Origin of the sequence: Sphingomonas xanthus (genome assembly GCF_007998985.1) — a bacterium.
Taxonomy (GTDB): Bacteria; Pseudomonadota; Alphaproteobacteria; order Sphingomonadales; family Sphingomonadaceae; genus Sphingomicrobium; species Sphingomicrobium xanthum.
Window position 1 is genome coordinate 716,041 of sequence record NZ_CP041659.1, and the last position, 25,933, is coordinate 741,973.

Below are 25,933 nucleotides of genomic sequence, written 5' to 3' on the forward strand. Positions count from 1 at the left end.
GGGTTAGGCGTTCAGCAGGTCCCTCAACGTCCTGCCCAATTCAGATGGGCTCGGGGACACCCGGATTCCAGCCGCCTCCATCGCCGCGATCTTCGATTCCGCATCGCCCTTGCCGCCCGATACGATCGCGCCGGCATGGCCCATGCGGCGGCCCGGAGGCGCGGTGCGGCCGGCGATGAAGCCGACGGTCGGCTTCTTGCGCCCGCGCCTGGCCTCGTCGGCCAGGAACTGTGCCGCCTGCTCCTCGGCGTCGCCGCCGATCTCGCCGATCATGATGATCGACTTTGTATCGTCGTCGGCCAGGAACAATTCGAGCATCTCGATGAACTCGGTGCCCTTGACCGGATCGCCGCCGATGCCGACCGCGGTGGTCTGGCCAAGCCCCTCGTTGCTGGTCTGGAATACCGCTTCATAGGTCAGCGTGCCTGATCGCGAGACAACCCCGACGCTGCCCTTCTGGAAGATGTTCCCCGGCATGATGCCGATCTTGCACTCACCCGGCGTCAGCACGCCCGGGCAATTCGGTCCGATGAGGCGCGACTTCGAGGCCTCGAGCGCGCGCTTGACGCGCACCATATCGAGCACCGGAATGCCTTCGGTGATGCACACGATGAGCGGCACTTCGGCGGCAATCGCCTCGCAAATTGAATCCGCGGCGAAAGGGGGCGGGACGTAGATGACCGAGGCGTCGGCACCAGTCTGCTCGACCGCATCGCGAACGGTGTCGAACACCGGCAGGTCGAGATGCTTGGTGCCGCCCTTGCCCGGCGTGACGCCGCCGACCATCTGCGTGCCGTAGGCCAGCGCCTGCTGCGTGTGGAAGGTGCCGGTTTCGCCGGTCATCCCCTGGGTGATGACCTTGGTGTTCTTATTGACCAGAATGGACATTATGCGAGGCTTTCGTCGATCTGCTTGCAGGCGACGAGCAGCTCTTTGACCGCATCGACGCTGACCTGGAAATTCTGTTTGGCTTCGCCCTCGAGGTCGATCTCGATCACTTCCTCGGCGCCGTTCGCGCCGATCACGGTAGGGACACCGACATAGAGCCCGTCGAGACCATATTTGCCCTCGACATAGACTGCGCAGGGCAGAATGCGCTTCTGGTCGCCGAGATAGGCCTCGGCCATCGCGATCGCGCTGGTCGCCGGGGCGTAATAGGCGCTTCCGGTCTTCAGCAGGCCGACGATTTCCCCGCCGCCAGCGCGGGTGCGCTTGACGATCTCGTCGATCTTTTCCTTCGATGACTTGCCCATCTTGACCAAGTCGTCGACGGGAATGCCGCTGACCGTGGTGTAGTTGGTCACCGGGACCATCGTGTCGCCGTGGCCGCCAAGCACGAAGGCGTTCACGTCCTTCACCGAAACGCCGAATTCCCAGGCAAGGAAGGTTGCGAAACGGGCCGAGTCGAGCACGCCGGCCATGCCCACCACCTTGTTGTGCGGCAGGCCGGAAAATTCGCGTAGCGCCCAGACCATCGCGTCGAGCGGATTGGTGATGCAGATGACGAATGCGTCGGGGCAATGGATCCTGATCCCCTCGCCGACCGCTTTCATCACCTTGAGATTGATGCCGACCAGGTCGTCGCGGCTCATCCCCGGCTTGCGGGGCACGCCGGCGGTGACGATCACCACGTCGGCGCCGGCGATGTCGGCATAATCGTTGGTGCCCTTGATGCTGGCATCGAAGCCTTCGATCGGACCGCACTGAGCAAGATCAAGCGCTTTGCCCTGCGGCATCCCCTCGGCGATGTCGAACAGGACGATGTCGCCCATTTCTTTCTTCGCCGCGAGGTGGGCGAGCGTGCCGCCGATCATCCCGGCGCCGATCAGCGCGATCTTCTTGCGAGCCATGGGCTTCTGCCTTGCCTTTCGAAAATTCTTGTCTGGAAGCGGCGCAGGCCGCCGTGCGGCGACCGCTTAGCCGCATGGCGCGGGAGGGGCAACCGGTAGTGCCGCGGAACGAAGCCGCAAGCGAAGCTTTTTTCGGTGAACGGGCCGGTCACCGACCATTCACCCGGCCAAAGCTAGGAGTTGCGTCATGAAACAGATCATCATCCTCGCGGGCACCGCGGCGCTGCTCTCGACGACGCCGGCCATTGCCAAGCCGGGCAAGGGCAACCCCCATGCGGGCCACGCCAATCACCAGGCGATGGGCCATGCCGGTTATGGTACAGGCGGCTGCCCTCCGGGTCTCGCCAAGAAGAACAATGGCTGCCTGCCGCCGGGCCAGGCGAAAAAGCTGTACAACGTCGGCCAGCGCTTGCCGGGCAGCTATGGTCAGATGTGGAGCTACAATCAGGTCCCCTATGACCTGCGCAGCCGCTACGGCTTCGATCCCGGCGACCGCTATTACTATGGCGACGGCTATGTCTATCGCGTCGACCCGAAGACGATGCTGATCCGACAGGTGGTTAGCGCACTGTTGCGCTAGTCGCGCGGCCGGGCAAACAAGGCTGTCCCCAAGCGGGGCGGCCTTTTCTTATCCGGCTAACCGGGTCAGCAAGTCGACGGTAATCGGCACCTGCCCGTGGAAGCCATCGACCCACACCTTCTCGTCAAGGCCGTGCGCGCCCGACTTCTGGCCGACGATGCCCCAGCTTCCTCCGACGCCATAAACCGGGATTCCGGCCTGGCGAAGATAGGAGCCGTCGGTTGCGCCGGCCGACATGTAGGGCACCACCGGGGCGTTGGGGAAACGCGCTGCCACTGCCGCGCGATAGGCATTCAGGACGTCGTCGCGAAGCGGCGATGCGTCGGTTTCCGGCGTGGTCGAGCTTTCGTCGGTGGTGACCACGACATCGGGGCCCGACAGGTCCTGGAGCAATTGGCGCACCTGCTCGATCTTGACGCCGGGGAAGATTCGGCAATTGACATTGGCCTCCGCCCGTTGCGGGAGTGCGTTGGGGGCATGGCCGCCCGAAAGCATCGTCGCGACGCAGCGGGTGCGCGTGATTCCGGGCTCATTGGCTTCCAGCAGATCGGCATATTCCCGGTCCTGCGGGTTGGCGAGGAAGAGCTTGATCAGTTCGCCGAACTGACCCTTGTCGTTCGCCGCGATCCGTTCGAAATAGACTTTGGTCGCATCGTTGATCATCGGCGGAAAACGATGCGCCTCGACCGCCTTGAGCGCGCCGGCCAGCGCGTAGATGGCGTTGTCGGGCCGTGGTCCGGAACTGTGGCCACCGCGATTGGTGGCGACCAGCTTATAGTCGGCATAGGTTTTTTCGGCGACCTGGATATACCAGCCCTCGACCCGTCCATCGGCATAGACCGCCCCGCCGCCGCCGTCGAAATTGAGCGCATATTCGCTGTCGATCAGACTTTTCCACTCGCTCGCCGCGCGGCGAGCGCCATGCATGGCGGTTTCTTCGTCGCCGGTGAACAGCACGACGATGTCGCGGCTCGGCTGGAACCCCCGCCGTTTCATTTCCTGCAGCGCAAGGACGATCCCGGTCAGCTGGCTTTTATTGTCACTGCTCCCGCGACCGAGGTAATAGCCACCTTCTTCGCGGAACTCGAACGGCGGGTTCTTCCAGTCGCTGGCCTTAGCCTCGACAACGTCCATATGCGCCATCAGCAGGATCGGCTTCTTGCCGCTCGGCCTCGCCGCCGGCCAGCGCGCGATCAGCGTCTGGGTATTGTCATGGTCCTTGATGATGCTGGTCATACCGGCCTTGGCGAACTCCGCCCTGAGGATCGCGGTGAGGCGCTTGAACTCGGCGGTGCGGCCTTCGACTGTCGGGATTTCGACGATTTTTTCGAACAGCGCCCGCTCGGCGGCGCGGCTTGCCGGGTCGGCGGATTGGGCAAACGCCGGCGTGGCGGCGGCGGCGATGGTGGCGGCAAGCAACAGGCGCATTGAATATCCCCCTTGTCAGAATGCCCACGCTAGGCGCCTGTCCGCGCCCGTCAATCCTCGGAAAGTCCATGGCCTTCGCCGAGATAATCGGCGCTCTGCATTTCCTCGAGGCGGCTGACCGTGCGCTCAAACTCGAACCGGCCATCGCCGGCGGGGTAGAGATCGTTAGGTTCCGCGTCGGCGGCGGCAAGCAGTTTCACCCGATGTTCGTAGAGCGCGTCGATCAGCGTCACGAAGCGGGCCGCCTCATTGCGCATCTCGCGGGTCATCACCGGGACGCCAACCAGGATCACCGTGTGAAAACGGCGAGCGACGGCCAGATAGTCGGCCGCGCCGCGCGCCTCGCCGCACAATTTCTTGAAACTGAACACCGCGACGCCCTTGAGGCTCTTTGGCACCTCCAGCGTTCGCCCGCTCCCCACATCCAGCGTCTCGCTAGGGACGGCCGACCGGTCCTCCACGGGGTGGTCGGTAAGCTGGAAGAAGGCCGCCCGCAGCTTCTCGGTCGCTTCCGGCCCGTTGGGGACGAGCCAGGTATCGAGCCCGCGCATCCGGTCGAGGCGATAGTCAGTCGGCCCATTGAGCGGCAGCACCTCCAACCGCTCCTCGATCAAATTGATGAATGGCAGGAACAGCTCGCGGTTGAGCCCGTCGCGATAAAGGTCGTCCGGGGGGCGGTTGGAGGTGGTGACCAGCCCGACGCCCCCGTCAAGCAGCGCGGTGAACAGCCGCGACATGATCATTGCGTCGGCACTGTTGGTGACCATCATCTCATCGAAGGCGAGGAAGCGGACTTCGCCGGCAATCTGCTCGGCGACACGAATAACCGGATCGCCCTCTTCGCCCCGTCGCGCCTCGCGCAGGCGGGCATGGACGTCGATCATGAACGCATGGAAATGGGTGCGACACTTGGGTTCGACCGGGACATGGTCGTAGGCCAGGTCCATCAGCATCGACTTGCCCCGTCCAACCCCGCCCCACAGATAGACGCCACGCGCCGGCCTGGCGGTCTTGCCGAACAGCCGGCCAAGCAGACCCGGCTTGGGGCCGGCCATGTCGCGAGCGAACCGGTCGAGCGCCTGGACCGCGCGGGCCTGGTCGGGATCGGGCCTTAGCTCTCCAGCCTCGACCAGCGCGGCATAGGCCTTAACGACCGAGCCCGGCATCGCCGACATCGCTGCGGGGGCGAGGAGATATCTTCTTCAGTGTGCCGGTAAAAGCGTAGCAGATTTCGCCCTCCTGCTCGCAATGGCCGGCGAAAAAGACCAGGCCGCCGCGGGTCTGCTTCAGCAGCCGCACTTCGGCATCGAGAGCGATCCCGATCCGCCCGCGCGCGACGAAGCGGGTGTGGCAGTCGAGCGTGACATAATGGCCTTCGCCCATTCCGGCGCAGCGCCCGCCAGCGAACAGGCTCATGTCGATGAAGCTCATCACCGCGCCGCCGTGGATCGATCCGCCGATATTCTGGTGCGCTTCGGTGACCATCATCCGGGTCCGCGCCCGGCCCGGCCCGTCCGGGCGGAACAACAGCCGCCCGGTCTGCGCCGCGAAACTCCCGCGCGGGAAATCGCCCCAGCTATACCAGCCGGGATGGTCCGGATCAGGCTCAGCGCCGTTGGGGAGCGCTGCCGGCTTTTCGTTCAAGCCGCGCGCTCCGCGATCATCTTCTTTGTCTCGGCAATCGCCTTGGCCGGGTTCAGTCCCTTGGGGCAGACGTTGGCGCAATTCATGATCGTGTGGCAGCGATAGAGGCGGAACGGATCCTCGAGCTGATCGAGTCGCTCACCGGTCGCTTCATCGCGGCTGTCCGCAAGCCAGCGATAGGCCGCAAGCAGCACCGCGGGTCCGAGGAACTTGTCGCTGTTCCACCAATAGCTTGGGCAGCTGGTCGAGCAGCAGGCGCACAGGATGCATTCGTAAAGACCGTCGAGCTTGGCCCGGTCATCGGGGCTTTGCAGCCGCTCCTTGCCCGAAGGCTCGGGCGTCGCCGACTTCAGCCACGGCTGGACCGAGGCATACTGGGCGTAGAAATGGGTCATGTCCGGGACCAGGTCCTTGACCACTTCCATGTGCGGCAGCGGGGTGATGCGCACCTCGCCCTTGATGTCCTCGATGGCGGTGGTGCAGGCCAGGCCGTTCTTGCCGTCCATATTCATCGCGCACGATCCGCAAATGCCTTCGCGGCAGGATCGGCGGAAGGTCAGCGTCGGGTCGATCTCATTCTTGATCTTGATGATCGCATCGAGGACCATTGGACCGCATTTGTCGAGGTCAATCGTGTAATGATCATAGCGCGGATTGGCGCCGCTATCGGGATCATAGCGATAGACCTTGAATGTCTTCAGCCTCTTGCCCTCTTCGGCCTTGTAGCTTCGGCCTTTCCGGATCTTGCTGTTCTTGGGCAGGGTGAATTCGGCCACTGACGCTTTCCTTGGGTGACAATTGCGCTGCGAGCGCCGCTAGCATGCCCGGAAGGGTGGTTCAAATGCGGATTGAGCCGCTGGAAGGAGCGGCCGGCGCTGTCGCGCGCTCGTTCTGGCGAACCGTTTCCGAGCGCGTACCGCCAATCGATTCGAACACGACCTTGGCAGCGAGCTGCTGGCCGGCGAAATCGAAGGAGTATCGCCCGCCGGTCGAACGGAACACGGTATCGCTGATTCGCACCAGCGCATCCTCCCGGCCACTCGCGCCAATCACGTAGAGCGTACCCTGCCTTGCCTTAAACGCACGGCTTGCGAACTGACCCTCGAAACGGGCGAGGTCGGCGCTGCCGATCGGGGGCTGGGCCGCGGCCTCGGCCATTTCCAGCGCCCACTCCCGCTCGCGCCTGATCTCGGCATTGCTCGTTGCGGCGACCAGCTGGCGCAGCGCCGCCCGGTGCGCGGCGCCCAGTGCATCAGCAGATGAAGCCGCGACATCGGGACGGATGCCGGTGCCTTCCCAGCCCGGACCGTCGACGATCCGCGTGAAGGGGATGAACGCGGACAGGCCGTGACCGACGGGGATCATGTTTCCGCCCTGGCCCGCCCCGCGACTAATTTCGCCATAAACGGTGCCAAGCCGCTTCTGCTGGACGAGATAGGCGAACATCTCGGCCGAAGAGGCCGAATTGCGATCGATCAGTACGTGAAGTGGCGTGCCGTGGCGCCGCTTTCCAGGCACTTCGCCCAAGGTCATCATTGTCTCGGTACGGTCATCATCGCGTATGTATCGGGTCATCAGCGCGACCGGCGCCGGTGCGGTGAAATGACTGAGGATGTAGCGGACGAGTTCGGGCGATCCCCCGATGTTTCCGCGCAGGTCGATGATTATCGCGTCACTGCTTGAAAGGAAGGCCAGTGCGGCCCGTGCCGTTGGTTCGGACATATCGGGAATGACGAACTGGTTGAGCTTCAGATAGCCGATATTACCGTCGAGCCGCTGGACCGTTTCGAACCCGAAGTTTGACCGGGCAATGGCGTTCGCGCTGCGCGGGTCGATTCGAGCGAAGGGCTGCGCGCCGCCGACTTGCCGGCCAGTGGTGCCCTGGCGCAGCGTTTCGGCGGAACGGTTGGGTTCATAGGCGACGCGCAGGTGGACGTCGGGAACCGCCGCATAAAGATCGGCGGACAGGCGAACGGCCAGCTCAACGGGATCGGTCAGACGGTCATAGGCGCCCGCCGCGGCCTTCGAGCGCAGGGCGCCCGCCATGCGCTTGCCCGCGGCCGGATCGACATAGCGCTGCTCCGCCGCGGCCGAGAGATTGTCGACGACCGAGCGGATGTCGGCTGCGGACAACTGCGCAGGCAAGGCCGTCGGCGCGGCCGGTGCACCGACCTGGGCGGCAGCGGGAACGGCAACGGCCAGGAGCAGCGTGAGCAGGAATGATTGACGCGACATCAGGAAGAACCTCCGGGGCATGATCCTGGGCGCCCCGTTTATCGGGCGACAAGCGCATGCACCAAGGTTTTCGACGAACCGGCGGCGATGACGAACGATTGGCCGAACGGCGGCCCGGGCCGGATGAAAGCTAGCCCTTGGCCGCCTTGAGCACTTCCGCCGCATGGCCGGGGACCTTGACCTTGCGCCAGCCCTTGAGGACCCTTCCGTCGGCGTCGATAAGATAGGTGGCGCGCTCCATTCCCATATATTTGCGCCCGTACATCGATTTTTCGACCCAAGTGCCGAAGGCGCCGCTGATCGCCCCGTCCTCGTCGGAGGCCAGCGGAATCTTGAGATCATATTTGGCGATGAACTTGTCATGCTTCTTCATCGGGTCGCGCGAAACGCCGACCACCTTGGTCCCCGCCGCGGCGAAGTCGGCGACCAGTTCGGTAAATTCCTGCGCTTCACGGGTGCAGCCCGAAGTGTCGTCCTTGGGGTAAAAGAAAAGGACCAGCGGGCCGCCTGGCGCGGCGAGGTCCAGTTCGGCGCCGTCGCTTAGACGGGTCTTCAAATTTGGAACCTTGTCGCCTTCATTCAGCATCGCTCATCCCCTTCACTTTGGCCCAGCGGGCGGCGATCCTCTGCCGGGCTGCGTCGACGACCGCAAGGAGCGATTCCCAGTCCGGCTGCCCGCACAGGGTCGCGACCAGCTGGCGGGACTGTTCGGCGGGCTCCATCTCTTTCGCGCCGACCAGGCGCAGCACGACCAGCATCCGGCTGAGCAGCCTCAAGTCGGCATCGGCGCCTTCATCGATCAATTCCCGATCGACCAGCGCGGCAATCGCGACCTCAAGCCGGGGATCGAGGCCGGCATGGGTGGTCAGCTGCAGCGTATGGACCGTAAATTCGAGGTCGACCAACCCGCCTGGGCCGAGCTTGATGTCGAGCGGGCCAGCGGGCGGCTTGTGGCGCGCCATTTCCGCGCGCATTGCCGCCGCGTCGGCGCGAATCTTCGCCTCGTCCGTCGATGACTGCAGGATATTTTCAATCAGTGTCCGCACCCGGGCCTTGGCCGCCGCCGAACCGGTCAGCGGGCGGGCGCGGCACAGCGCCATATGTTCCCAGGTCCATGCGTCCGAGCGCTGATAGGCTTCGAACGCGGCAATGCTCACCGCAAGCATCCCCTGCGCGCCTTGCGGGCGGAGCCGGGTATCGACCTCGTAGAGCGGTCCAGCCGCGGTCGGCGTGCCCAGTGCGGCGCTGATCCGGCTTGCAAGTCGATTGTAATAATCCGTCGCCGGCATCGGCTTGCGTCCGTTGGACTGGGCCCCTTCCGGCGCATCGAACAGGTAAATCAGGTCGAGGTCGCTGGCATGGGTAAGGGCGCGGCCGCCCAACCGGCCGAGACCCAGAATGATCAGCTCACCGCCTGCAACCTTGCCATTGCTGCGCTCGAACTCGGCCTCGACGCCGGCCGACAGCGCGACCACCGCCGCTTCGGCGAGGTCGCTATAGCCTTCGGCAATGACGATCGGGTCGCGGTGCGCGGCGAGCAGCTGCACGCCAAGCGCGAAACGCCGCTCCCCGACCTTCCTGCGAACCTGTTCGAGCGCCATGTCGAAAGGCTCCGAACCCATGAAGCGCAGGAACCGCACGGCCAGCGCATCGGCATCGGGCGGCGCGGTAAAGCTGGAATCGTCGATCAGCCCATCGAGCAGGGTCGGGCGCCGTCCCAGCTGGTCGGCGAGTGGTGCGGCATGGGCCAAGATCAGGGCCAGAAGGTCAGCCAGCTTCGGCCGCGCTTCCAGCAGGCGATAGAGGTTCACCCCGCTAGACAAGCGTTCGACAATGTCGCCGAAGCGATTGAGCGCATGGCCGGGGTCGGGCCCGGCGGCAATTGCCTGCATCAACGTCGGCAGCATCGCCTCGAAGGCGTTGCGCGCGGCGGGTGATCGCAGCGAGCGCGCCCGGCCCGACCGCCAATCCGAAACCTGCCGCTGGACGGCCTCGACATCGGCAAAACCGATTGCCGACAGTTCGGAGCGCAAGATGTCGGGATCGTTGGACAGGGTTTCATTCTGTTTCGACACCAGCCCGTCGAACTGCAACCCGACGAATTCGACATGCGGACCCAGTTGGGCAACCAGCCGGGGGCCGTCCGCCAGCCCGTCGAGGCGCGCGACCTGGTCGAGCGCGATCGGATCGACCGGCAAGCGATGTTCCTGCCGGTCGTCGATCATCTGCACGCGATGTTCGGCGATGCGTAGCGCGCGATAAGCGGCGGCGATGCCTTCGGCCACGTGCGGATCGAGCCGTCCACCGGCGCCGAGGGAATGTAGCGCCTCGACGGTGGCGGCACTGCGCAGGCCCGGTTCGCGGCCGCCGTGAATCAGCTGGAAGACCTGGGTGAAAAATTCCGCTTCGCGGATCCCCCCGCGCCCACGCTTGAGGTCGAATCCCGGTCCGAAGGCCTGGCCCTGCGCATAATGGTCGCGGATCCGGAGGCTGATATCGCGGATCTCGTCGATCGCGCCGAAATCGAGCGCGCGGCGCCAGATGAACGGGCGGATCTCCCGGAGGAAGGATTCGCCGAGCGCGCGATCCCCGGCGGCGGCCCGGGCGCGAATGAACGCCGCCCGCTCCCATGGCAGGGCCGAGCTTTCATAATAGCTGATCGCCGCGTCGGCCGGCAACACGATCGGGGTGACTTCGGGCGACGGGCGAAGGCGCAGGTCGACCCGGGCAACATAGCCGTCTTCGGTCCGCTGCTGCATCAACTCAATGAAGCCGCGGGCGATGCGCACTGCGGATTCGCCCGGCTCCTCACGGTTGCGGCGCGGAACGGTTGCGGGATCGAACAACAGGACGAGATCGACATCGGAGGAATAGTTGAGCTCATGGCTGCCGAGCTTGCCGAGCGCCAGGACGGCGATTCCGCGCGGTTCGGCGTCCGGGACGCGCTCGAGCATCGCCGTGCGCAGCGCTTGGTCCATCGCGGAGTCGGCGAAGTCAGACAGGGTCGAGCTTACCCACTCAAGCGAAACCTCGCCGCTGAGGTCGGCCAGTGCCACGGCCAGCGCCAGCCCGTGCCGCTGGCGGCGGAGCCGCGCTCCGACATTGTCGTCGTCCGCCGCAAGCGCGGCCCGCACTCCCACCTCGCTGCCCTGCGCGAGGAACGCCTCGACCACTTCGGGGAAGATTTCCGCTGCCCTGCGAAGGAACGGCGCATGGTCGCGCGCGCGGGCCAGGGCATCGCGTCTTGCCGCCGACGGGTCTGTCACTTTCATGCCACGCCTCTTGGCCTAAACCGTCCGCTTGTGAAACCTGTGGCGGCTTCAAGCATTTAGGTTTCAATGACGCTTCATTTCCCCAGTAGGTCTGGGAAGGACAGCGAAATGGCACATGGTAAAGGCTGGTGCGATCACCCTCCCCAACAGGAAGGGATTGCAGCGGCGTTACGGCGTGCCTTCGCTGGCCCCCCGAAGGACCAGGAAGCACAGTTTGACGAACTGTTGCGAAAGCTTGCCTGAAGGCCGGCTTGCCGAGAGGCTCAGCCGCGGTCGCGGCTGAGATCGTCGACTTCGCCCATGATTTCCTGAAGCGCCGATCGATTGGGATCGGTCTTGTGCTGGCGGCGCGAAGGCAGCTTGCCTCCGCTGAGCAGCCCTTCGAGCGCGACGCGGCCGCGCGCGACCCGGCTCTTGATCGTTCCGACCGCGCACCCGCAAATCTCGGCCGCTTCTTCATAAGCAAAACCGCCGGCCCCGACGAGGATCAGCGCTTCACGCTGGGGCTGCGGCAGGTGCAGCAGCGCACGCTGCATGTCGCCAAGCTCGACGTGCCGGTCCTGGCTGGCAGGAGCGGCAAGGATCTTGGCGGCGGTGACATCGTCCCACTCGCCCTTGAAGCGCGCACGGCGCATCTGGCTGAGGAACAGGTTGCGCAGGATGATGAATGTCCAGGCGCGCATGTTGGTGCCCGCCTGGAAGCGCTTGCGCGCCGCCCACGCCTTCAAGAGCGTTTCCTGAACCAGGTCGTCGGCGAGGTCGCGGCTTCCCGAAAGGGACCTCCCGAAGGCGCGCAGGTGGGGAATGACCTGCGCAAGATGTTCCTTGAACTCGTCGTCGGGCAGGGGAACCGGATCGTCGCCCGGCATCGCCTTCTGGCCTTGCTGTTCGTCGCTCACTGGAACCCGCCCCGTCTGGATTTCGCCGGCATCGGCCGTCGCCACCCGATCATACGCTACATTGCTACGCATTGATGTAGGCGCTCAGCGTGCAATGAACAATATCAAGGCGAAGATGGCGATGACCAGCAGCAGCCCGACGCCAAGCACCACGCGGGTCATATGTGCCGTGGTGCCGGCCCGCGCCTCGGTGGTGGTCAGATGTTCTGGTGTACCGTCGGTCATGCATCCCCCGGGGTGGAGTTAGGTTTCGCCTGTTTAACGATGGTCGGGCGCGGCCTGTTCCGCCAGCTCCGTCACGAATTATCCGGCAGGGACGGTCGCGGCGTCGAAAAACAGAGCCTGGCTGATCGCCGCCTTGACCGTCGAGCGCTGGAACGGCTTGGTGATCAGGAAGGTCGGCTCCGGCCGGGCCCCGGTCAGCAACCGCTCGGGGAAAGCGGTGATGAAGATCACCGGAACCGAAAATTCGGAGAGGATATCCTTGACCGCGTCGATCCCGGAGCTGTCATCGGCAAGCTGGATGTCAGCGAGCACCAGCCCGGGAGGCGACTTGCGCGCCTGCGCGACCGCTTCGTCGCGGGTCACGGCAACGCCGGTGACATTATGCCCAAGATCGCGGACGATCGATTCAATATCCATGGCGATGATCGGCTCATCCTCGATGATCAGGACGTCGGCATGGGTCTGCCGTTCGATCTCTGCCATCGCTTCGGCGACGAGGCTTTCGACATCCTCCGCGGACGCGGAGATGAGGTAACCGGCGTCCTCGCTCGAAAAACCCTCGAGGCTGGTCAGAAGCAGCGCCTGGCGGGACAGCGGGGTGATTCGCGATAGCCGGGCGTGGGCAATGCCTTCGGCGCCGGCGAGGTCAGTGGTCGGCTCCTCGCCTTCCTCGATGTTCGCGCTCGACCAGATGGCGTGGAAGGTGCGGTAGAGGCCGAGCCGAGCGTCGACGTCGCGCGGAAATTCCTCAGGGGAGGCGACGATCGTTTCCAGCGTGGCGCGAACGAACGCGTCGCCATGGGTCTGGCTGCCGGTCAACGCGCGACTATAGCGGCGGAGAAATGGCAGATGCGGTGCAAGTTCCTGGCCCAGCGACATGGAATGAAAGTCTCCCCTCGAAAAATGTTTCGACCCCGTTGTGGTGGGGGCGGCGCGATGGTGCAACCCTTGGAAAAATTCGGTGCGGCCGATTCAGGCCGCGTCAGTAGCTTTGCCCCGAGGTTGCGTGGTGTGGAACAAAGGATAGGCGATTTGGTTTCCTCCCCATTGCTCGGTGCCTTGGACTGGATTGACGGCGCAAGCCACGGGGCGATAGTGCGTGCGGCTTACTGGGGCCAGTAGCGTTCGGGTTTGAAGTGGCCGAGGAAGGATTTGCGCATGCTTGCGCACGAGGGGGATGAGAGGTTGAGTGGCACCAGCAAAGCCAGCGTTAAGGGCGACAGCGCCAACGAGGGCAGTCCCGACAACAAAAAGCGCAAGGCCGAGGCCGGGACCGTCGGTCGCGCCCTTCGCACCGTCTATGACCAGACCCTGCGCGAAGAAATTCCCAAGGACTTCCTGGACCTGCTCGGCAAGCTCGACTGACATCGGCTTGGCCCGGGCGTCGCGATAATGCGCCGGTCGCGTATCGAGCGCTGGCCGACGGGAGTCCTTCTCCTCCTCCTGCTGACCCTGGCATTGCTCCCGCTCGGGATGGTGCTGGGCTGGGTCGCCCACCAGAGCAACCAGGCCACCGACACTGCAAATATCGACCGTGCGACGCAGCGGGGCGAAAAAGCCGCGCAGGCGATCGAAACGCTGATCGACGAGAAAGCGCTGGCGATGCGGCTGGCGGCCAACAGCGCCCTGGCGTCCGATCGGCCAGACCCGTGCGCGATCATCACTCGAACATTGGCGGGCGCGCCGGGCATGCCCACATCATTCCGGTTGAGGGACAGCGAGGGAGCCGAACGGTGCAGCGCCGGCGAACTCACCCCCGAACGCACCAGCCGCAGGGTAGCGCCGGGTCGCCTCGACCTGTGGATTTCGCCTACCGGCTCCCTCTATTATCGCACCGGGATCGACCAAGGATCGATTACCGCGAGCATTGCAATCGCGGAACTTCGCGCCACCGCCGAGGCTGCGTCGGGAAGGCTCTACGAACTGTCAATCAGCGATGGGGCCAGCGATCTCATCATCCTCGACGATCCCGCTTCCCACGTCGGCGACCCGCTCGCACGCACGAATATGTATGTCGTCAATGGCGGCCAACTGGCGGTTCGGACCACCGGCCCAATCAGCACTTCCACCTGGCGCGACCAGCTTTCGCTGTTCCTGCCCTTGCTGATGTGGGTCGTCGCGGCGCTATTGAGCTGGTTGCTTGTCCGCCGCCTGCTGCTCAATCCCCTGGCCCGCTTGCAACGATCAATCAGCGAATATCAGCCTGGCCACAACAGCCTGCAACTTCCCGAGAGGTTGGGCCCGACCACCGAAATCCGCGAGCTTTCACAGTCTTTCCAGCGGGCGGTCGACCGGATCGAGGGCGCCGAGCAAGAAGCGATCGACGCCTATGAGGGCCAGAAAAAGCTGGTTCGCGAGGTTCACCACCGGGTGAAGAACAATCTTCAGGTGGTGGCTTCACTGCTCAGCATCCATGGCCGCAACGCCAACGGCCAGGAGGCGCAGTCCGCCTATGGCGCAATCGGCCGCCGGGTGGATGCGCTGTCGGTGGTTCACCGCCATCATTATGCCGAGCTGGAAGAAAATCGTGGAATCTCGTTGCGCCCCCTGCTGACCGAGCTCGCCGCGGGCCTTCGGGCCAGCGCACCGAGCGAGGCGCGCAAAATGATCATCGCGCTTGAGATCGATCCGCTGTTCACGACCCAGGACAATGCCGTTGCCGCGACTTTCCTGATTACCGAGATCGTCGAGTTCGCGATGCTGCGCTATCCGGACCAGCCGGTCGAAATCGAATTGCGCCGGGTCGATGAATTGTCCGCCAACCTCGCGATTTCCTCGTCGGTGCTGGTTCCAGAAACCCGCGAGGAGGACCGCGCCAAGGTCCAGTTCGAGCGGATCGTCGAAGGGCTGGCGCGCCAATTACGTTCGCCGCTGGACCGCAGATTGGGCCGCTACGCGGTCACCTTGCCGATCTTCCCGCCGCAGTGACCGGGCGCCCGCGCCGTCGGGTAAAATTTTTTTATGGGTGCGGGAACTTAGCTGGAAAAATGGACGTTTTACGATTCGGATAGTGACCTTTTGCCCCCCCGCTCTCGCTATCCGACTAAATGGGCCCGGAACCGCCAACCCTCCCCCCCCCCGGTGGCGTTTCCGGGCCCACATTCGTCTGGGGCCCTTCCGCAACCGACACCGAGGACGGCGCAGCGCGACGCGACGCGCGCCAGTGGGTCAGCCGGATGGCGAGGATGGCAAATTCGTACAGCGCATAGAGCGGCACGAGCATCATCAGCATCGATACTGCATCAGGCGGGGTAAGCACCGCCGACACACCCGCCGCCACGACAACCGCATAGCGACGGGACCTGGTCAGCTGTTCGCGGGTGACAATCCCTGCGCGCTCCAGCACCATCAGCAATACCGGCAGCAGGAAGGCCACGCCGAACCCGAACAGGAAACGGGTGACGAAACTCAGATAATTGCCGATTGCTGGTAGCGCTTCCTGGGTCACGCCGCCGACGTCGCCCTGAAAGCTGAGCAGGAACTTCAGCGCCCAGGGCATGGCGATGTAATAGGCAAAGGCCGCGCCCCCCGCGAAAAAGAAGGGGGTCATCAGCAGGAAGGGCAGGAACGCCCGTTTTTCCTTGGCGTAGAGCCCCGGCGCGACGAACCGCCAGATTTGCGTCGCGAAGACCGGGAAGCTGACCATCAGCGCCGCGAAGAAGGCGACCTTTACTTCGACGAAGAACGCCTCGAACACGTCGGTGTAGATAAGCTTGCCCTGCCCCGCGGCGAGCAAGGGCTGGACCAGCAAGGCGAAAATCGGCTTGGCGAAATAGAGGCAGGCAAAAAAAGCCGCGAACAGCGCGATCACCGACCACAACAGCCGGCGGCGAAGCTCGATCAGATGGTCGAGCAATGGGGCCTTGCTATCGTCGATGTCGGAAATCATGGCAGCGGCCGCTCCACCGGTGGGCGGGGATCATCGTCGGGCGCGGCGGGCGCCTCCAGCGGCAGAGTCGGTTCGATCTCTTCGGGAGGCAGCGAGGTCATCCCTTGCCCAGTCCCTTCGGCGCTGCCGGTCGCTGGGTCCGGATAATGCCCGTCGGCCGGATATTGGGCGAGAATCCGCTGGTTTTCCTCGCGCCATTTCTTCTCCATTTCCTCAAGCTCGGCTTCGCGGATCACCGTTTCGATCCCGGCCGTGAAATGTCGGGCATAACCGCGCACCCGGCCGATCCAGCGCCCGATCGACATCATCACCCGAGGCAACTCCTTGGGGCCGATAAACAGCAGGGCAATGACTGCCACGATCAGCAGTTCGCTGGTGTCGACGCCGAACATCGGCGGATCTTATCCGAAAATCAGCTGCGCGGCGGCTCGTCGCCCCGCGTCGCCGGCTCTGCCGGGCGCGCGGTGACGTCGATCGGCTGCTGCGGCGGCTGGTTCTGGGTCGGGATCTGGCGCTGCGAATCCGACGGCTTGTCGTCGTCGGCCAGGCCATGCTTGAAGCTTTTGATCCCCTTGGCGACATCGCCCATCATCGATGAAAAGCGGTTGCCGCCGAACAGTAACAGGACGATCACCGCGAAAATCAGGATATGCCAGAGGCTGAAACCGCCCATGAGGGTACTCCGCTAAGGGGACTTTGTAGCCTAGTTAGTCCTCCTCGACCTCATTTTCCAGTTGAAGCTGGTAGATCGCCTCGTCGAGGGGGTCGAGAAGGCCCGCCGCCCGAAGATCATCGATCCCCGGGAGGTCGCGACGTGACGACAGGCCGAAGTGGGTGAGGAAGTCGGGGGTGGTAGCATAAAGCAGCGGCCGCCCCGGCGTTTCGCGCCGGCCCGCGGTGCGGACCCAACCCGCCTCCATCAAGACATCGAGCGTGCCCTTGCTGATCTGCACGCCGCGGATCGCCTCGATCTCCGCCCGGCTGACCGGCTCATGATAGGCAATGATAGCCAGCGTTTCGGTCGCCGCCCGCGACAGGCGGCGGGGCTCCTCGCGAGTGCGGCGGAGAATATGGGCGAGGTCGGGCGAGGTCTGGAAATGCCAGCGACCGCCGCGTTCGACCAGTTCGACGCCATGACCGGCATAGCGCTCTGCAAGCGCGGCGAGCGCCATGGCGACGTCGCCCTCGCCGACATAGGCGGCAATCTCCTCGGCGCCGAGCGGTGTGTCGGAAGCGAAAAGCGCGGCTTCTACCGACCGGGTAAAATCATCCATCAGGCAGCCCGCCGAACCCTAAGGTCGCCAAACGCCTCTTCCTGTTCAAGCTGGAGCCTGCCCTGCCGTGCCAGTTCCAGTGCTGCAACGAAGCTGCTGGCCAGCGCCGACTTGCGATATTGCGGGTCGGCAGTCACCGGCAGAAACGCTTCGAGCGTGGTCCAGTCGAGCGCCTGGCCGATCAGCGCGGCGACCCGCTGGATGGCATCTTCAAGCGTCATCACCGCGCGGTGGGCGACGACATGCATCGCCGGCGCGGTGCGCGCCTTGACCCGGCCATAGGCGGCGTAAAGATCGAAGGCATTGGCCTGCCATGTCGACTTGCGGACCAGCTTGAGCCCTTCGGGCGCACCGCGGGCGAAGACATCGCGACCGATCCGGTCGCGGCCCATCAGCCGGGCCCCGGCGTCGCGCATCGCGTCGAGCTGCTGGAGCCGCATCTGCAGGCGCATCGCCAGCTCTTCAGGGCTCGGATCGACCGTCGGGTCCTTGGGCAGGAGGAGGCAGCTTTTGAGATAGGCAAGCCAGGCCGCCATCACGAGATAATCGGCAGCAATTTCCAGCCGCAGCGCCTTCGCTTCCTCCAGATAGGCGAGATACTGTTCGACCAGCGCGAGGATCGAAATTTGCGCCAGGTCGACCTTCTGGGCGCGCGCCAGGTTGAGCAACAGGTCGAGCGGCCCTTCCCAGCCATCGAGGCTGAGGTTCAGCGCCTCATCGTCCCGCGCCGTGTGAAACAGCTCTTCCACCATGATTCGCGACGGTAGCCGAGCCTATTGCGAACGCAATGCGCGGTGGCTCAGACCAGCGCCAACAATGCGTCGCGCTTGGCCACGGCCTCGGCGAAATCCATTTCGTCGTCCGGAGTGAAGCGCATCGCCATGGCCCGCGCCAGGCGCGCCTCGCCCTCCGGGGTGATGTCGCCGACCGCTCGCGCCACCAGCTGCATATTTTCCATCTTTCCGTCGCAGTGGAGCGCGACGTCGCAGCCGGCAGAGACGCAGGCCGCGGCGCGGGTGCCATGGTCGCCGCCAAGCGCTTCCATGCCGATGTCATCGCTCATCAGGAAACCGTCAAAGCCAATCCGCTGTCGGATGATGTCATGGATGATGGTTTTCGATTGCGAAGCGGGGTGGAGGGGATCCCACTGGGTATAAAGCAAGTGGCTGGTCATCCCCATCGCCGCATCGCGCAGCCGCTCGAACGGCTCCAGGTCGATTGCCAATTCTTCTTCGCTGGCTTCGACCACCGGCAGTTCATGGTGGCTATCGACCAGCGCCCGGCCATGGCCCGGAATATGTTTGATCACGCCAAGCACGCCCGCCGAGGCGAGCCCATCGAGGATTGCCTTGCCGAGGGAGGCAACCTGCATCGGCTCAGACCCCAGCGCCCGGTCGCCGACGATATCGGCCGCGCCCGGCTGGCGGACGTCGAGCATCGGCAGGCAATCGACGTTGACCCCGGCCTCATGCAGCATCAGCCCGAGCGCGCGGGCGTTAACGCGCGCCGCCTCGATCGCGCTTGAGGGCGCCAGCTGGTAAAGCCGGTCGAAGGCCTCCCCGCTTGGGAATGCCGGCCATTCGGGCGGCCTCATGCGCGCCACCCGGCCGCCCTCCTGATCGATCAGGATCGGGACGCCGTCATGACCTTCAACGGTGCGAAGATCATCGGTAAGCTTTCGCAATTGTTGCCGTGTCTCAATGTTTCGTCGAAACAAAATATAGCCCGCGGGCCTGCAATCGCGGAAAAATGCCGCCTCATCCGCGCTGAGCTGGGCTCCTGCCAGTCCGTAAATCGCAGCCTGCATCAGTTGACGACCAGACAGTTCTCGCCGCCCGCCCGAAGTGCCGCGCAGGCGGAACGAATAGCCTCGGCAGACCCTGTCACCCGAAGCCGATAGAGCGGCTTTCCATTGACGGTCGCCGCAATGACCTGCTTGCGCAGCGCGGCAACTTCCGGGAAGCGGCTCGAAAGCAGGGTCCAGGCGGTGTCGGCCTTGACCGTCGAGCCATAGGCGCCGAGCTGAGCGGTCGGACCGCCTGCCGCCGGCTCCTCCGCCGGTTTCGGCGTGGGGGCCGGCTCGGGCCTCGCGGGCTTCAGCGGCGCGGCTGCGGCGGCTTGCGGCGGATCGACCGGCTCCATTTCCTTGGGCAGCTTGCGGATGTCGAGAGCGGCGTCGGGATCCTCGCCCGCGCTCGTCGAATAGGCGGTTTCGCTATCGCCGGTGACGTCGAGCCCGCCGGGGTCGGTCGGTTTGACCTTGTAAGGGCCGGGTTGGGCGCGGATCAGTTCGGGCGCGCCGCCAATAGCGGGATCCTGGCGCCCAACCCAGAACATCGTTCCCGCCACCACCGCGGCGGCGATCACCACCAGCACCAGCGCGACGAGCATCTTGCGCGCCGAGATCGCACGTGGCCCCTCGTCGCTCTCGACCGCTTCCAGCCACGGCAGCGCCTGGTCGTCATAAGCCCGAGCGTCGGTCATCCTGCATCCCTCATGTCACGCATGCCACGCATGCCACGCATAGTAAGGCGCCCCGCCGCAGTTGCGAGAGGGCTTGTCGAAAATTTTGCCTGTCGTCAGGCCACAGTGCAGGCGCGGCCGATCGACTTCAGATTGCTGCATAGCTGGCGGGCGTGCTGCCTTGACGGCGTACCCAGCTGGAGTCGGTAGAAGCGTTTCTGTCCGTAGCGGATCGCCTCGATGCTTTTCGGCATGGTCACCAGATATGTGTAATCACTGATCGCACTACGCCAGGCGGCCTCGGCCTGACGCGAACTGACGTAAACACCGAGCTGGACCGTCCTGCCGCGCACGACCTGCGCGGCAGGATTGACCACCGGGCGTGGTGGGTCCGGCGGCAGCGGCAACGCGGCAATCGCCAGCACTGCTTCCGAGGCCATCGAGTCGGACGCCAATGGCAGGTCCGCCTGCTCGGCAGCGACCTGCCGGAAACTATCGCGGCGGGGTTCGGCCGTGGTCCGGCGACGGCTCGCCGTCGCGGGGGCCTGACGGACCGGCTGGGCCGAGGGTTCGGCGGCGTTTTCGCTGGCAAGGGGCGCGCCAGCGGAAGGGGCCTCGACGGGAGGCGAAAATGGGGTTGGCGCCGGCAGGGCGACGCTGGCCTCCCGCTCCGTGTCGGCTGCCGGCCATGGCAGATCGCGGTTCAGCAGCGTGACGACGGCGGTGAGGCCGATCACGCCGATCGCGGCGGACAGTCCCGCCTTGCGGTTCGAAGGTTTCGCCGACGGCGCGCGATAGGGTTCAAGCCAGGGTAAGCGATCCCGATTTCCAACCACCCCCGCATCGCCCATCAGCGCATCTCCTCGGCGGCCTCCACGCCCATCAGCCCCAGGCCGTTGCGGATAATCTGCCCGATGCCGCGCGCCAGTTCCAGCCTTGCTCTCGACAGATCAGGTTGATTCTCAAGTAAAAAGCGCCGCGATGTGTCGTCATTGCCACGGTTCCACAGTGCATGGAGCGCGGCTGCGAGGTCGTAAAGGTAAAAGGCGACCCGATGCGGTTCATGCGCAAGCGCCGCGCCCTCGACGACGCGGGGATATTGGGCGGCCAGCTTGACCAGCCCAAGCTCCTCGGCGTCGAGCAGGCCAAGATCGGCAGGCGCGTCGAGCGAAATCCCCGCCTCGCCTGCCTTGCGCTGCAGCGAGCAGATCCGCGCATGGGCATATTGGACGTAGAAAACCGGGTTGTCCTTCGACGCTTCGACCACCTTGGCAAAGTCGAAGTCGAGCATCGTGTCAGCCCGCTTGGTCAACATCATGAACCGGACAACGTCCTTGCCGACTTCGCGAACGACATCGGCGAGGGTTACGAAATTGCCAGCCCGCTTGGACATTTTGATCGGCTCGCCAGCACGGAACAGGCGGACCATCTGGACCAGCTTGACATCGAGGTCGACGCGCCCGTCGGTCAACGCCTTGACCGCGGCCTGGACCCGCTTGACCGTTCCGGCATGGTCGGCACCCCAGATGTTGACCAGATGATCGGCCTCTTCTGCCTTCTGCAGGTGATAGGCCGCATCCGCGCCGAAATAGGTCCAGCTGCCGTCGGACTTCTTCATCGGCCGGTCCTGGTCGTCGCCGAACTGGCTCGACTTGAACAGGGTCAGCGACGTCGCTTCCCATTCGTCATGGGGATCGAGGCTCTTGGGACGCTCAAGCTCGCCTTCATAGACAAGGTCCTTGGCGCGAAGATTGGCCATCGCTTCGTCGACCTTGCCCGAGGCCTGCAGCTCCGCTTCGGAGGCGAAGATATCGTGGTGGATGTCGAGCAAAGCGAGGTCGTGCCGGATCAACTTGATCATCTCGGCGACGGTCTTCTGCTTGAACAGCGCCAGCCATTCGGTTTCGGGCTGGCCGGCGAAGCGGTCGCCGAACTCCGCCGCTAGCGCGGCCCCGACAGGAACCAGATAATCGCCCGGATAGAATCCTTCGGGAATTTCGCCAATGTCCTCGCCCAGCGCTTCGCGATAGCGAAGATGCGCCGACCGGGCGAGCGTATCGACTTGGCTGCCAGCGTCGTTGACATAATACTCCTTGGTGACGCGGAAGCCAGCCGCCTCGAGTAGGCGGGCAAGCGCATCGCCGACCACCGCGCCGCGGCAATGGCCCATGTGCATCGGTCCGGTCGGGTTGGCCGATACATATTCAACATTGACCCGCTCATCATTCCCGACGCTCGACAGTCCGTAGCGCTCGCCGTCGCCAAGCATGGTTACCAGCTCGTCGCGCCAGGCCTGTTCGGTCAGCCGGATGTTGATGAATCCCGGTCCGGCCACTTCGACGCTGGTGACGTCGGGCAGCGCCTGCAGTGCAGGCAAGAGGATGGCGGCCAGTGCGCGCGGATTGGTTCCGGCGCCCTTGGCCAGCACCATTGCCGCGTTGGTCGCCAGGTCGCCATGCGACGGATCGCGCGGCGGCTCGACCGCGACTGCATGGCGGGCAAGGCCGGCCGGGATCGAACCGGCCTGCTCCAGTTGGTCGAGAATGCCGTCAAGCAGCGCGGAATAGCGGGCGTAGAGAGACAATGGGCGTCACCGATCTTGAGGAGTCGGCGCGCTCTAGCGGTTCAAGCCCGTTTCGTCACCTTTGGGAATGCGGCGATTCGTCTAGTTGCCGGCACCCGAACTGGCCGGAGCGTAGACAATTCGCCACTCGGTCTTCTCCCCGGCGGCCACGGCGACCATCCGGGCCCGGACTGGCGAGGAACGGCGGTTCGGCCGGCCGAAGGCGAAATGGCTGTGGTCGCCTTCATCGAGCGATTCCGCCAGCGAATAGCCCGCGCCGCGAAAGGCGGCGGCGATCTGCGAATGGCTGACGCCCGGCCGGCGCGCGATGTCGATCGCGCGATTACTGAGATGATAGCTGTTGGCGACGCCGCCGACGCGGCGGTTATGCGCTGGGCTGCGGTAGGTACTGGTCACCTGGCCCCAGCGAGCGCCGATCTGCTTGATGTCGCCCATGTCGACCAGCTTGCCCGCCGACGAACTGCCCATCGCCCAGGTGCCCGCAGGCAAGGGTTCCGAGTTTCGCGGCAACTTGCCTACTTCGCGAATGCCCCAATTGGTGTCGGCGGTCGCGGCCGTCCCCGACGCCAGGAGAATGATTGCGCAAACGGTCCTTAACATCGATTGCCCCCTCTGGCTCTCGACTCCTCTATAACAGAAAATTAACGAGGGTTAGGAGGGGAATCGGACAAAGTGACGCTTCGCTGCGTTGGCCCGATGTCGGCATCGCCCCACGAAATCCGCGATTTTCCTTGTAGATCAGCGTGTTGGCCGCTTACCGGGCCGAATATCAGAAACGGTCCGGAAGACAGACCGGTCCGATCAATTCCTCGTGCCTCGCGATCGCAAATCGGTCGGTCATGCCGGCGAGATAGTCGCCGATCGCCCGAAGCCGTGCCTGCTCGCCCGCGCCGCGCGTCCAGCCGTCGGGAAGCGCTTCGCGATGGTCCCGGTAATAGGCTGCAAGCGCGGCGACGATCCGCTGCGCTTCAAGGCGGATCGGCCGAAGGGCTCCGCTATCGTAGAGGTTGGCGTACAGGTGGCGTTTCAGCTGGCGCTCTTCGGCCTGGAGCGCGGGGGAGAAACCGGCCAGTTGCCGGCCCACCGAACGCACTTCGTCGAGCGACGCCACGCCCGAATCGAGGATCCGGCGCCGGGTTTCTTCAAGCACGTCGCCAACCATCGTGCCGATGCCATCGCGCACCAGCGCCTTCAGCTTCCTTTCGCGGGAAAGTCCGGGATGCCGCTGCTCGATCGCCGCCCAATGGCGCTGGACGAAGGGCAGTTCGAGCAAGGCGTCGAGGTCGAGGATGCCCGAGCGAAGTCCGTCGTCGATGTCGTGATTGTCATAGGCAATATCATCGGCAATCGCGGCGACCTGGGCTTCCAGGCTAGGCCAGCTTTGCAGGTCGAGGGCAAAGGCGGCATCGGCTTCGGCCATCGCCCATTTGGGCGCCGCGACCGGGCCATTATGCTTGGCCAGGCCTTCGAGCGTTTCCCAGCACAGGTTGAGCCCGTCGAAGCCCGGATAGGGGTTTTCCAGCGCGGTCAGGATCCTAAGCGTATGGCCATTATGGTCGAACCCGCCGGCATCGGACAGAGTCCGGTCGAGCGCATCCTCCCCGCCATGCCCGAAGGGCGGATGACCAAGGTCATGGGCAAGGCACAATGCCTCGGTCAGATCTTCATTTAGGCCGAGAGCGCGAGCCATGGTCCGGCCGATCTGGGCGACCTCGATTGAGTGAGTCAGGCGCACGCGGAAATGGTCCCCGTCGGGGGCGACGAACACCTGGGTCTTGTGGCGCAGCCGGCGGAAGGCGACACTGTGGACAATCCGGTCGCGATCGCGCTGGAACGCATTTCGCGGACCGCGCGGACCGCGATCGTCTTCGCTGAAGGCCCGGCCGCGCGACGTCTCGGGATGCGCGGCCAACGCCTTGGGAAGTGTCATCAGCTTTTCAATTTCTCAATCTTGATCTGCGTCGGGGTGCGGGTCCAGCTAAAGCCATCGACGCCTTCCTTGGCAAGACGATTCACAAAGGCCTGGCTGTCGGACTTGTTGTCGAATGGACCGACCAGCAAGCGGAAATATTCCTTGCCCTCGGTGACATATCCACTGCGCGACTTCAGCAGCGACCCGGCCTTGGCCGACAATTTCCGATATTCGTTGGACATGCGGTCCTGGTTGGATCCCCCAGCAAGCTGGACCCAATAGGTGCCCTTGACCCCAAGCCTGGCAGCCTCCTCCCGCTCCTTCTTCTCGGCAGCGAGCTTGGCGTCGCGTTCCTTCTTTTCTGCGGCCTTTTTGTCCGCTGCAATCTTGGCCGCTCGAACGGCAGCCGCATCGGGCTTCGATTTTTCGACCTTGGGCTTAGGGGGCGGCGGCGCTTCAACCTTGGGTTCGGGCGCGGGCGGCGGAGGAGGCGAGGCCTCGGCGATCGTCGCCAGCACCTTGTCGATCCCGACGAGATTGCTGGACTCGCCGGTCACTTCGCCGGTCTGGACGATCGGTTCGGGCGGGTCGTTCTGCGCCAATCTGGGTTCCGTCGACGCGGCGCGGTTCGCCGACGGCAGGCTAAAAGACGGGGATGCGCCGGACGTCGATGACGGTAGCGAGAATGACGGCGAGGGGGAGGCCGCAACCGGCTCGCGGGTTGCAACGCGAACGGGTGCCGCCACCGGCGCAGGCGGCGGCGATGCAGCCCTTGCGGTGCCGACGGCCGGCGCAGCCGGAGTTGTGACATTGGCTGCAACCCTGGCTGCAGCGTTTTCGGGGAAGATGCCGAGGTGGACGGCCGCCGCCTTCTCCCCGATGCTAAGGGCAGGCAGGAAGCGGAAGAAGGGCGCGAACTGGGCCGAACCGCCGGGCATGACGGCCTCGATCGCCTGAGCCGCGCCCGCCTGGTCGCCCAACAGCGCCAATACGAATGCCCTGGTCCTTTGCGCCGCCGGATCACGGCGATTGAGGAGGGGTTGCAGTGCGTCGAGCGCGCCCTTGCGATCGCGCGCGATGGCAAGGCTGAGGGCCAACCGGCGGCGAGCTTCGTCGGAGCCCAGCGAATTGATCGCCAGCCGATAGTCCGACTGGGCGCCGCCAAGGTCGCCATTGAGGTCGCGTGCGAGGCCCCGGTCGAGCGCGAGGGTCAGCGGCTGCGCCCCCAGGCGGGTCGCCTGGTTGAAATAGAAGATGGCGCCGTCGGCATCGCCCATCTGGGCCATCGCCGCGCCCAGGCCAGCTTTGGCCGCCGGGGCGTTGGGATTGACCTCTTCGGCGCGGCCGTAAAAGCCCGCCGCGGCCTGTACGTCACCAAGGTCCAGCGCGGCGCGACCGGCGCCGACCAACGCGTTGAAATCGCGCGGACTGGTCGCCAGCACCCGGATATGGCGTGACAAGGCGGACGCTGGAGATTCAGGCGCTGCAGCAATCGCCGGAGGGGCCGCCGCGACCGACAATGCCACGGCCAAGGGCACTGCCCAGCGGCGTGCACGCTTATGTCCTTGTTTCAGCATGGTCCTCCCATGCACGAACCAAGCTTGCTCCAACCTTGCTGCAAAGCGCCTCGCGACGGACCGTTGCGCCCCGGCGACGAGCCGGAGGCGCCTTGATCGTG

At 64.8% G+C, this 25,933-nt stretch carries 27 protein-coding genes; 3 read left to right on the forward strand and 24 right to left on the reverse strand.

Annotated features, from left to right (window positions below):
• Positions 1-3: 3 nt before the first annotated feature.
• Both sucD and mdh read right to left on the reverse strand, forming a co-directional pair.
• Positions 4-888 (reverse strand): succinate--CoA ligase subunit alpha, encoded by an 885-nt coding sequence (sucD, locus tag FMM02_RS03610; protein WP_147493583.1) that lies wholly within the window; start codon positions 886-888, stop codon positions 4-6.
• Complete coding sequence (gene mdh / locus FMM02_RS03615) at positions 888-1,850, reverse strand: malate dehydrogenase (protein ID WP_147493584.1); 963 nt, start codon at positions 1,848-1,850, stop codon at positions 888-890. Before mdh ends, sucD begins: the two co-directional genes overlap by 1 nt.
• Before the next feature lie 187 nt (positions 1,851-2,037).
• Here mdh and FMM02_RS03620 point away from each other — a divergent pair, with 187 nt between their 5' ends.
• A complete protein-coding gene (locus FMM02_RS03620) occupies positions 2,038-2,430 on the forward strand; it encodes a hypothetical protein (protein ID WP_147493585.1) in 393 nt (130 codons plus the stop codon).
• A 48-nt stretch (positions 2,431-2,478) separates the two neighbouring features.
• Here the strand turns inward: FMM02_RS03620 and FMM02_RS03625 are convergent, their stop codons facing one another.
• From FMM02_RS03625 to FMM02_RS03665, 10 genes are all read right to left on the reverse strand, one after another.
• Positions 2,479-3,858, reverse strand: a complete 1,380-nt coding sequence (locus FMM02_RS03625) for a M20/M25/M40 family metallo-hydrolase (protein ID WP_147493586.1) — start codon at positions 3,856-3,858, stop codon at positions 2,479-2,481.
• 50 nt (positions 3,859-3,908) lie between these two features.
• Positions 3,909-5,033, reverse strand: coding sequence for a cell division protein ZapE (gene zapE, locus FMM02_RS03630; protein WP_425473666.1), 1,125 nt, complete (start codon positions 5,031-5,033; stop codon positions 3,909-3,911).
• Positions 5,005-5,502: a PaaI family thioesterase gene (locus FMM02_RS03635; RefSeq protein WP_147493587.1), complete on the reverse strand. Its 498-nt coding sequence runs from the start codon at positions 5,500-5,502 to the stop codon at positions 5,005-5,007. Before FMM02_RS03635 ends, zapE begins: the two co-directional genes overlap by 29 nt.
• Positions 5,499-6,278, reverse strand: coding sequence for a succinate dehydrogenase iron-sulfur subunit (locus FMM02_RS03640; RefSeq protein WP_147493588.1), 780 nt, complete (start codon positions 6,276-6,278; stop codon positions 5,499-5,501). Before FMM02_RS03640 ends, FMM02_RS03635 begins: the two co-directional genes overlap by 4 nt.
• A gap of 61 nt (positions 6,279-6,339) precedes the next feature.
• Positions 6,340-7,737 (reverse strand): S41 family peptidase, encoded by a 1,398-nt coding sequence (locus FMM02_RS03645; protein ID WP_187107837.1) that lies wholly within the window; start codon positions 7,735-7,737, stop codon positions 6,340-6,342.
• 130 nt (positions 7,738-7,867) lie between these two features.
• Positions 7,868-8,323 carry a peroxiredoxin gene (locus FMM02_RS03650; protein WP_147493590.1) on the reverse strand — a complete coding sequence of 152 codons (456 nt, stop codon included), beginning with the start codon at positions 8,321-8,323 and terminating at the stop codon, positions 7,868-7,870.
• Positions 8,313-11,009, reverse strand: coding sequence for a bifunctional [glutamate--ammonia ligase]-adenylyl-L-tyrosine phosphorylase/[glutamate--ammonia-ligase] adenylyltransferase (glnE, locus tag FMM02_RS03655; protein ID WP_147493591.1), 2,697 nt, complete (start codon positions 11,007-11,009; stop codon positions 8,313-8,315). The genes FMM02_RS03650 and glnE overlap by 11 nt, the downstream gene beginning before the upstream one ends.
• Before the next feature lie 263 nt (positions 11,010-11,272).
• On the reverse strand, positions 11,273-11,878 hold the full coding sequence (locus FMM02_RS03660) for a sigma-70 family RNA polymerase sigma factor (protein ID WP_147494952.1): 606 nt from the start codon (positions 11,876-11,878) through the stop codon (positions 11,273-11,275).
• A 114-nt stretch (positions 11,879-11,992) separates the two neighbouring features.
• A complete protein-coding gene (locus tag FMM02_RS11180) occupies positions 11,993-12,133 on the reverse strand; it encodes a hypothetical protein (RefSeq protein ID WP_187107838.1) in 141 nt (46 codons plus the stop codon).
• 78 nt (positions 12,134-12,211) lie between these two features.
• The gene (locus FMM02_RS03665; protein ID WP_147493592.1) at positions 12,212-13,012 is read right to left on the reverse strand and encodes a response regulator; all 801 of its coding nucleotides are present in this window, start codon (positions 13,010-13,012) and stop codon (positions 12,212-12,214) included.
• A gap of 279 nt (positions 13,013-13,291) precedes the next feature.
• Between FMM02_RS03665 and FMM02_RS03670 the strand changes: the two genes are divergently transcribed.
• Positions 13,292-13,498 carry a NepR family anti-sigma factor gene (locus tag FMM02_RS03670; protein ID WP_147493593.1) on the forward strand — a complete coding sequence of 69 codons (207 nt, stop codon included), beginning with the start codon at positions 13,292-13,294 and terminating at the stop codon, positions 13,496-13,498.
• Positions 13,499-13,525: 27 nt separating this feature from the next.
• Positions 13,526-15,061 (forward strand): sensor histidine kinase, encoded by a 1,536-nt coding sequence (locus FMM02_RS03675; protein WP_147493594.1) that lies wholly within the window; start codon positions 13,526-13,528, stop codon positions 15,059-15,061.
• Between the two features lie 115 nt (positions 15,062-15,176).
• Here the strand turns inward: FMM02_RS03675 and tatC are convergent, their stop codons facing one another.
• The 12 genes from tatC to FMM02_RS03735 all read right to left on the reverse strand — a co-directional run bounded on the left by tatC (position 15,177) and on the right by FMM02_RS03735 (position 25,832).
• Positions 15,177-16,022, reverse strand: coding sequence for a twin-arginine translocase subunit TatC (gene tatC / locus FMM02_RS03680; protein WP_187107839.1), 846 nt, complete (start codon positions 16,020-16,022; stop codon positions 15,177-15,179).
• The gene (locus FMM02_RS03685; protein WP_147493595.1) at positions 16,019-16,414 is read right to left on the reverse strand and encodes a Sec-independent protein translocase subunit TatA/TatB; all 396 of its coding nucleotides are present in this window, start codon (positions 16,412-16,414) and stop codon (positions 16,019-16,021) included. Before FMM02_RS03685 ends, tatC begins: the two co-directional genes overlap by 4 nt.
• Before the next feature lie 20 nt (positions 16,415-16,434).
• Entirely contained in the window at positions 16,435-16,695 is a 261-nt protein-coding gene (locus FMM02_RS03690) for a twin-arginine translocase TatA/TatE family subunit (RefSeq protein WP_147493596.1), read from the reverse strand.
• A 34-nt stretch (positions 16,696-16,729) separates the two neighbouring features.
• Entirely contained in the window at positions 16,730-17,296 is a 567-nt protein-coding gene (scpB, locus tag FMM02_RS03695) for an SMC-Scp complex subunit ScpB (protein ID WP_147493597.1), read from the reverse strand.
• A complete protein-coding gene (locus tag FMM02_RS03700; protein WP_147493598.1) occupies positions 17,296-18,048 on the reverse strand; it encodes a segregation and condensation protein A in 753 nt (250 codons plus the stop codon). The genes scpB and FMM02_RS03700 overlap by 1 nt, the downstream gene beginning before the upstream one ends.
• Positions 18,049-18,095: 47 nt before the next feature.
• Positions 18,096-19,103 carry a beta-N-acetylhexosaminidase gene (gene nagZ / locus FMM02_RS03705; protein ID WP_147493599.1) on the reverse strand — a complete coding sequence of 336 codons (1,008 nt, stop codon included), beginning with the start codon at positions 19,101-19,103 and terminating at the stop codon, positions 18,096-18,098.
• Complete coding sequence (locus FMM02_RS03710) at positions 19,103-19,780, reverse strand: SPOR domain-containing protein (RefSeq protein ID WP_147493600.1); 678 nt, start codon at positions 19,778-19,780, stop codon at positions 19,103-19,105. The genes nagZ and FMM02_RS03710 overlap by 1 nt, the downstream gene beginning before the upstream one ends.
• Positions 19,781-19,875: 95 nt before the next feature.
• Positions 19,876-20,610, reverse strand: a complete 735-nt coding sequence (locus tag FMM02_RS03715; protein WP_147493601.1) for an SPOR domain-containing protein — start codon at positions 20,608-20,610, stop codon at positions 19,876-19,878.
• Entirely contained in the window at positions 20,610-22,343 is a 1,734-nt protein-coding gene (gene argS, locus FMM02_RS03720) for an arginine--tRNA ligase (protein ID WP_147493602.1), read from the reverse strand. Before argS ends, FMM02_RS03715 begins: the two co-directional genes overlap by 1 nt.
• Positions 22,344-22,424: 81 nt before the next feature.
• Positions 22,425-22,943 (reverse strand): D-Ala-D-Ala carboxypeptidase family metallohydrolase, encoded by a 519-nt coding sequence (locus tag FMM02_RS03725; protein ID WP_222703826.1) that lies wholly within the window; start codon positions 22,941-22,943, stop codon positions 22,425-22,427.
• Positions 22,944-23,112: 169 nt separating this feature from the next.
• Positions 23,113-24,273, reverse strand: a complete 1,161-nt coding sequence (locus tag FMM02_RS03730) for a deoxyguanosinetriphosphate triphosphohydrolase (RefSeq protein ID WP_147493603.1) — start codon at positions 24,271-24,273, stop codon at positions 23,113-23,115.
• Entirely contained in the window at positions 24,273-25,832 is a 1,560-nt protein-coding gene (locus tag FMM02_RS03735) for an SPOR domain-containing protein (protein WP_147493604.1), read from the reverse strand. Before FMM02_RS03735 ends, FMM02_RS03730 begins: the two co-directional genes overlap by 1 nt.
• Positions 25,833-25,933: the final 101 nt, after the last annotated feature.

What these genes read in the sequence shown, in the direction of transcription:
- sucD (WP_147493583.1), bottom strand. Translation starts at nt 888, where the DNA reads ATGTCCATTCTGGTCAATAAGAACACCAAGGTCATCACCCAGGGGATG.
- mdh (WP_147493584.1), bottom strand. Translation starts at nt 1,850, where the DNA reads ATGGCTCGCAAGAAGATCGCGCTGATCGGCGCCGGGATGATCGGCGGC.
- FMM02_RS03620 (WP_147493585.1), top strand. Translation starts at nt 2,038, where the DNA reads ATGAAACAGATCATCATCCTCGCGGGCACCGCGGCGCTGCTCTCGACG.
- FMM02_RS03625 (WP_147493586.1), bottom strand. Translation starts at nt 3,858, where the DNA reads ATGCGCCTGTTGCTTGCCGCCACCATCGCCGCCGCCGCCACGCCGGCG.
- zapE (WP_425473666.1), bottom strand. Translation starts at nt 5,033, where the DNA reads ATGTCGGCGATGCCGGGCTCGGTCGTTAAGGCCTATGCCGCGCTGGTC.
- FMM02_RS03645 (WP_187107837.1), bottom strand. Translation starts at nt 7,737, where the DNA reads ATGTCGCGTCAATCATTCCTGCTCACGCTGCTCCTGGCCGTTGCCGTT.
- FMM02_RS03650 (WP_147493590.1), bottom strand. Translation starts at nt 8,323, where the DNA reads ATGCTGAATGAAGGCGACAAGGTTCCAAATTTGAAGACCCGTCTAAGC.
- glnE (WP_147493591.1), bottom strand. Translation starts at nt 11,009, where the DNA reads ATGAAAGTGACAGACCCGTCGGCGGCAAGACGCGATGCCCTGGCCCGC.
- FMM02_RS03660 (WP_147494952.1), bottom strand. Translation starts at nt 11,878, where the DNA reads ATGCCGGGCGACGATCCGGTTCCCCTGCCCGACGACGAGTTCAAGGAA.
- FMM02_RS11180 (WP_187107838.1), bottom strand. Translation starts at nt 12,133, where the DNA reads ATGACCGACGGTACACCAGAACATCTGACCACCACCGAGGCGCGGGCC.
- FMM02_RS03665 (WP_147493592.1), bottom strand. Translation starts at nt 13,012, where the DNA reads ATGTCGCTGGGCCAGGAACTTGCACCGCATCTGCCATTTCTCCGCCGC.
- FMM02_RS03670 (WP_147493593.1), top strand. Translation starts at nt 13,292, where the DNA reads ATGCTTGCGCACGAGGGGGATGAGAGGTTGAGTGGCACCAGCAAAGCC.
- FMM02_RS03675 (WP_147493594.1), top strand. Translation starts at nt 13,526, where the DNA reads ATGCGCCGGTCGCGTATCGAGCGCTGGCCGACGGGAGTCCTTCTCCTC.
- tatC (WP_187107839.1), bottom strand. Translation starts at nt 16,022, where the DNA reads ATGATTTCCGACATCGACGATAGCAAGGCCCCATTGCTCGACCATCTG.
- FMM02_RS03685 (WP_147493595.1), bottom strand. Translation starts at nt 16,414, where the DNA reads ATGTTCGGCGTCGACACCAGCGAACTGCTGATCGTGGCAGTCATTGCC.
- FMM02_RS03690 (WP_147493596.1), bottom strand. Translation starts at nt 16,695, where the DNA reads ATGGGCGGTTTCAGCCTCTGGCATATCCTGATTTTCGCGGTGATCGTC.
- scpB (WP_147493597.1), bottom strand. Translation starts at nt 17,296, where the DNA reads ATGGATGATTTTACCCGGTCGGTAGAAGCCGCGCTTTTCGCTTCCGAC.
- FMM02_RS03700 (WP_147493598.1), bottom strand. Translation starts at nt 18,048, where the DNA reads ATGGTGGAAGAGCTGTTTCACACGGCGCGGGACGATGAGGCGCTGAAC.
- nagZ (WP_147493599.1), bottom strand. Translation starts at nt 19,103, where the DNA reads ATGCAGGCTGCGATTTACGGACTGGCAGGAGCCCAGCTCAGCGCGGAT.
- FMM02_RS03710 (WP_147493600.1), bottom strand. Translation starts at nt 19,780, where the DNA reads ATGACCGACGCTCGGGCTTATGACGACCAGGCGCTGCCGTGGCTGGAA.
- FMM02_RS03715 (WP_147493601.1), bottom strand. Translation starts at nt 20,610, where the DNA reads ATGGGCGATGCGGGGGTGGTTGGAAATCGGGATCGCTTACCCTGGCTT.
- FMM02_RS03725 (WP_222703826.1), bottom strand. Translation starts at nt 22,943, where the DNA reads ATGTTAAGGACCGTTTGCGCAATCATTCTCCTGGCGTCGGGGACGGCC.
- FMM02_RS03730 (WP_147493603.1), bottom strand. Translation starts at nt 24,273, where the DNA reads ATGACACTTCCCAAGGCGTTGGCCGCGCATCCCGAGACGTCGCGCGGC.
- FMM02_RS03735 (WP_147493604.1), bottom strand. Translation starts at nt 25,832, where the DNA reads ATGCTGAAACAAGGACATAAGCGTGCACGCCGCTGGGCAGTGCCCTTG.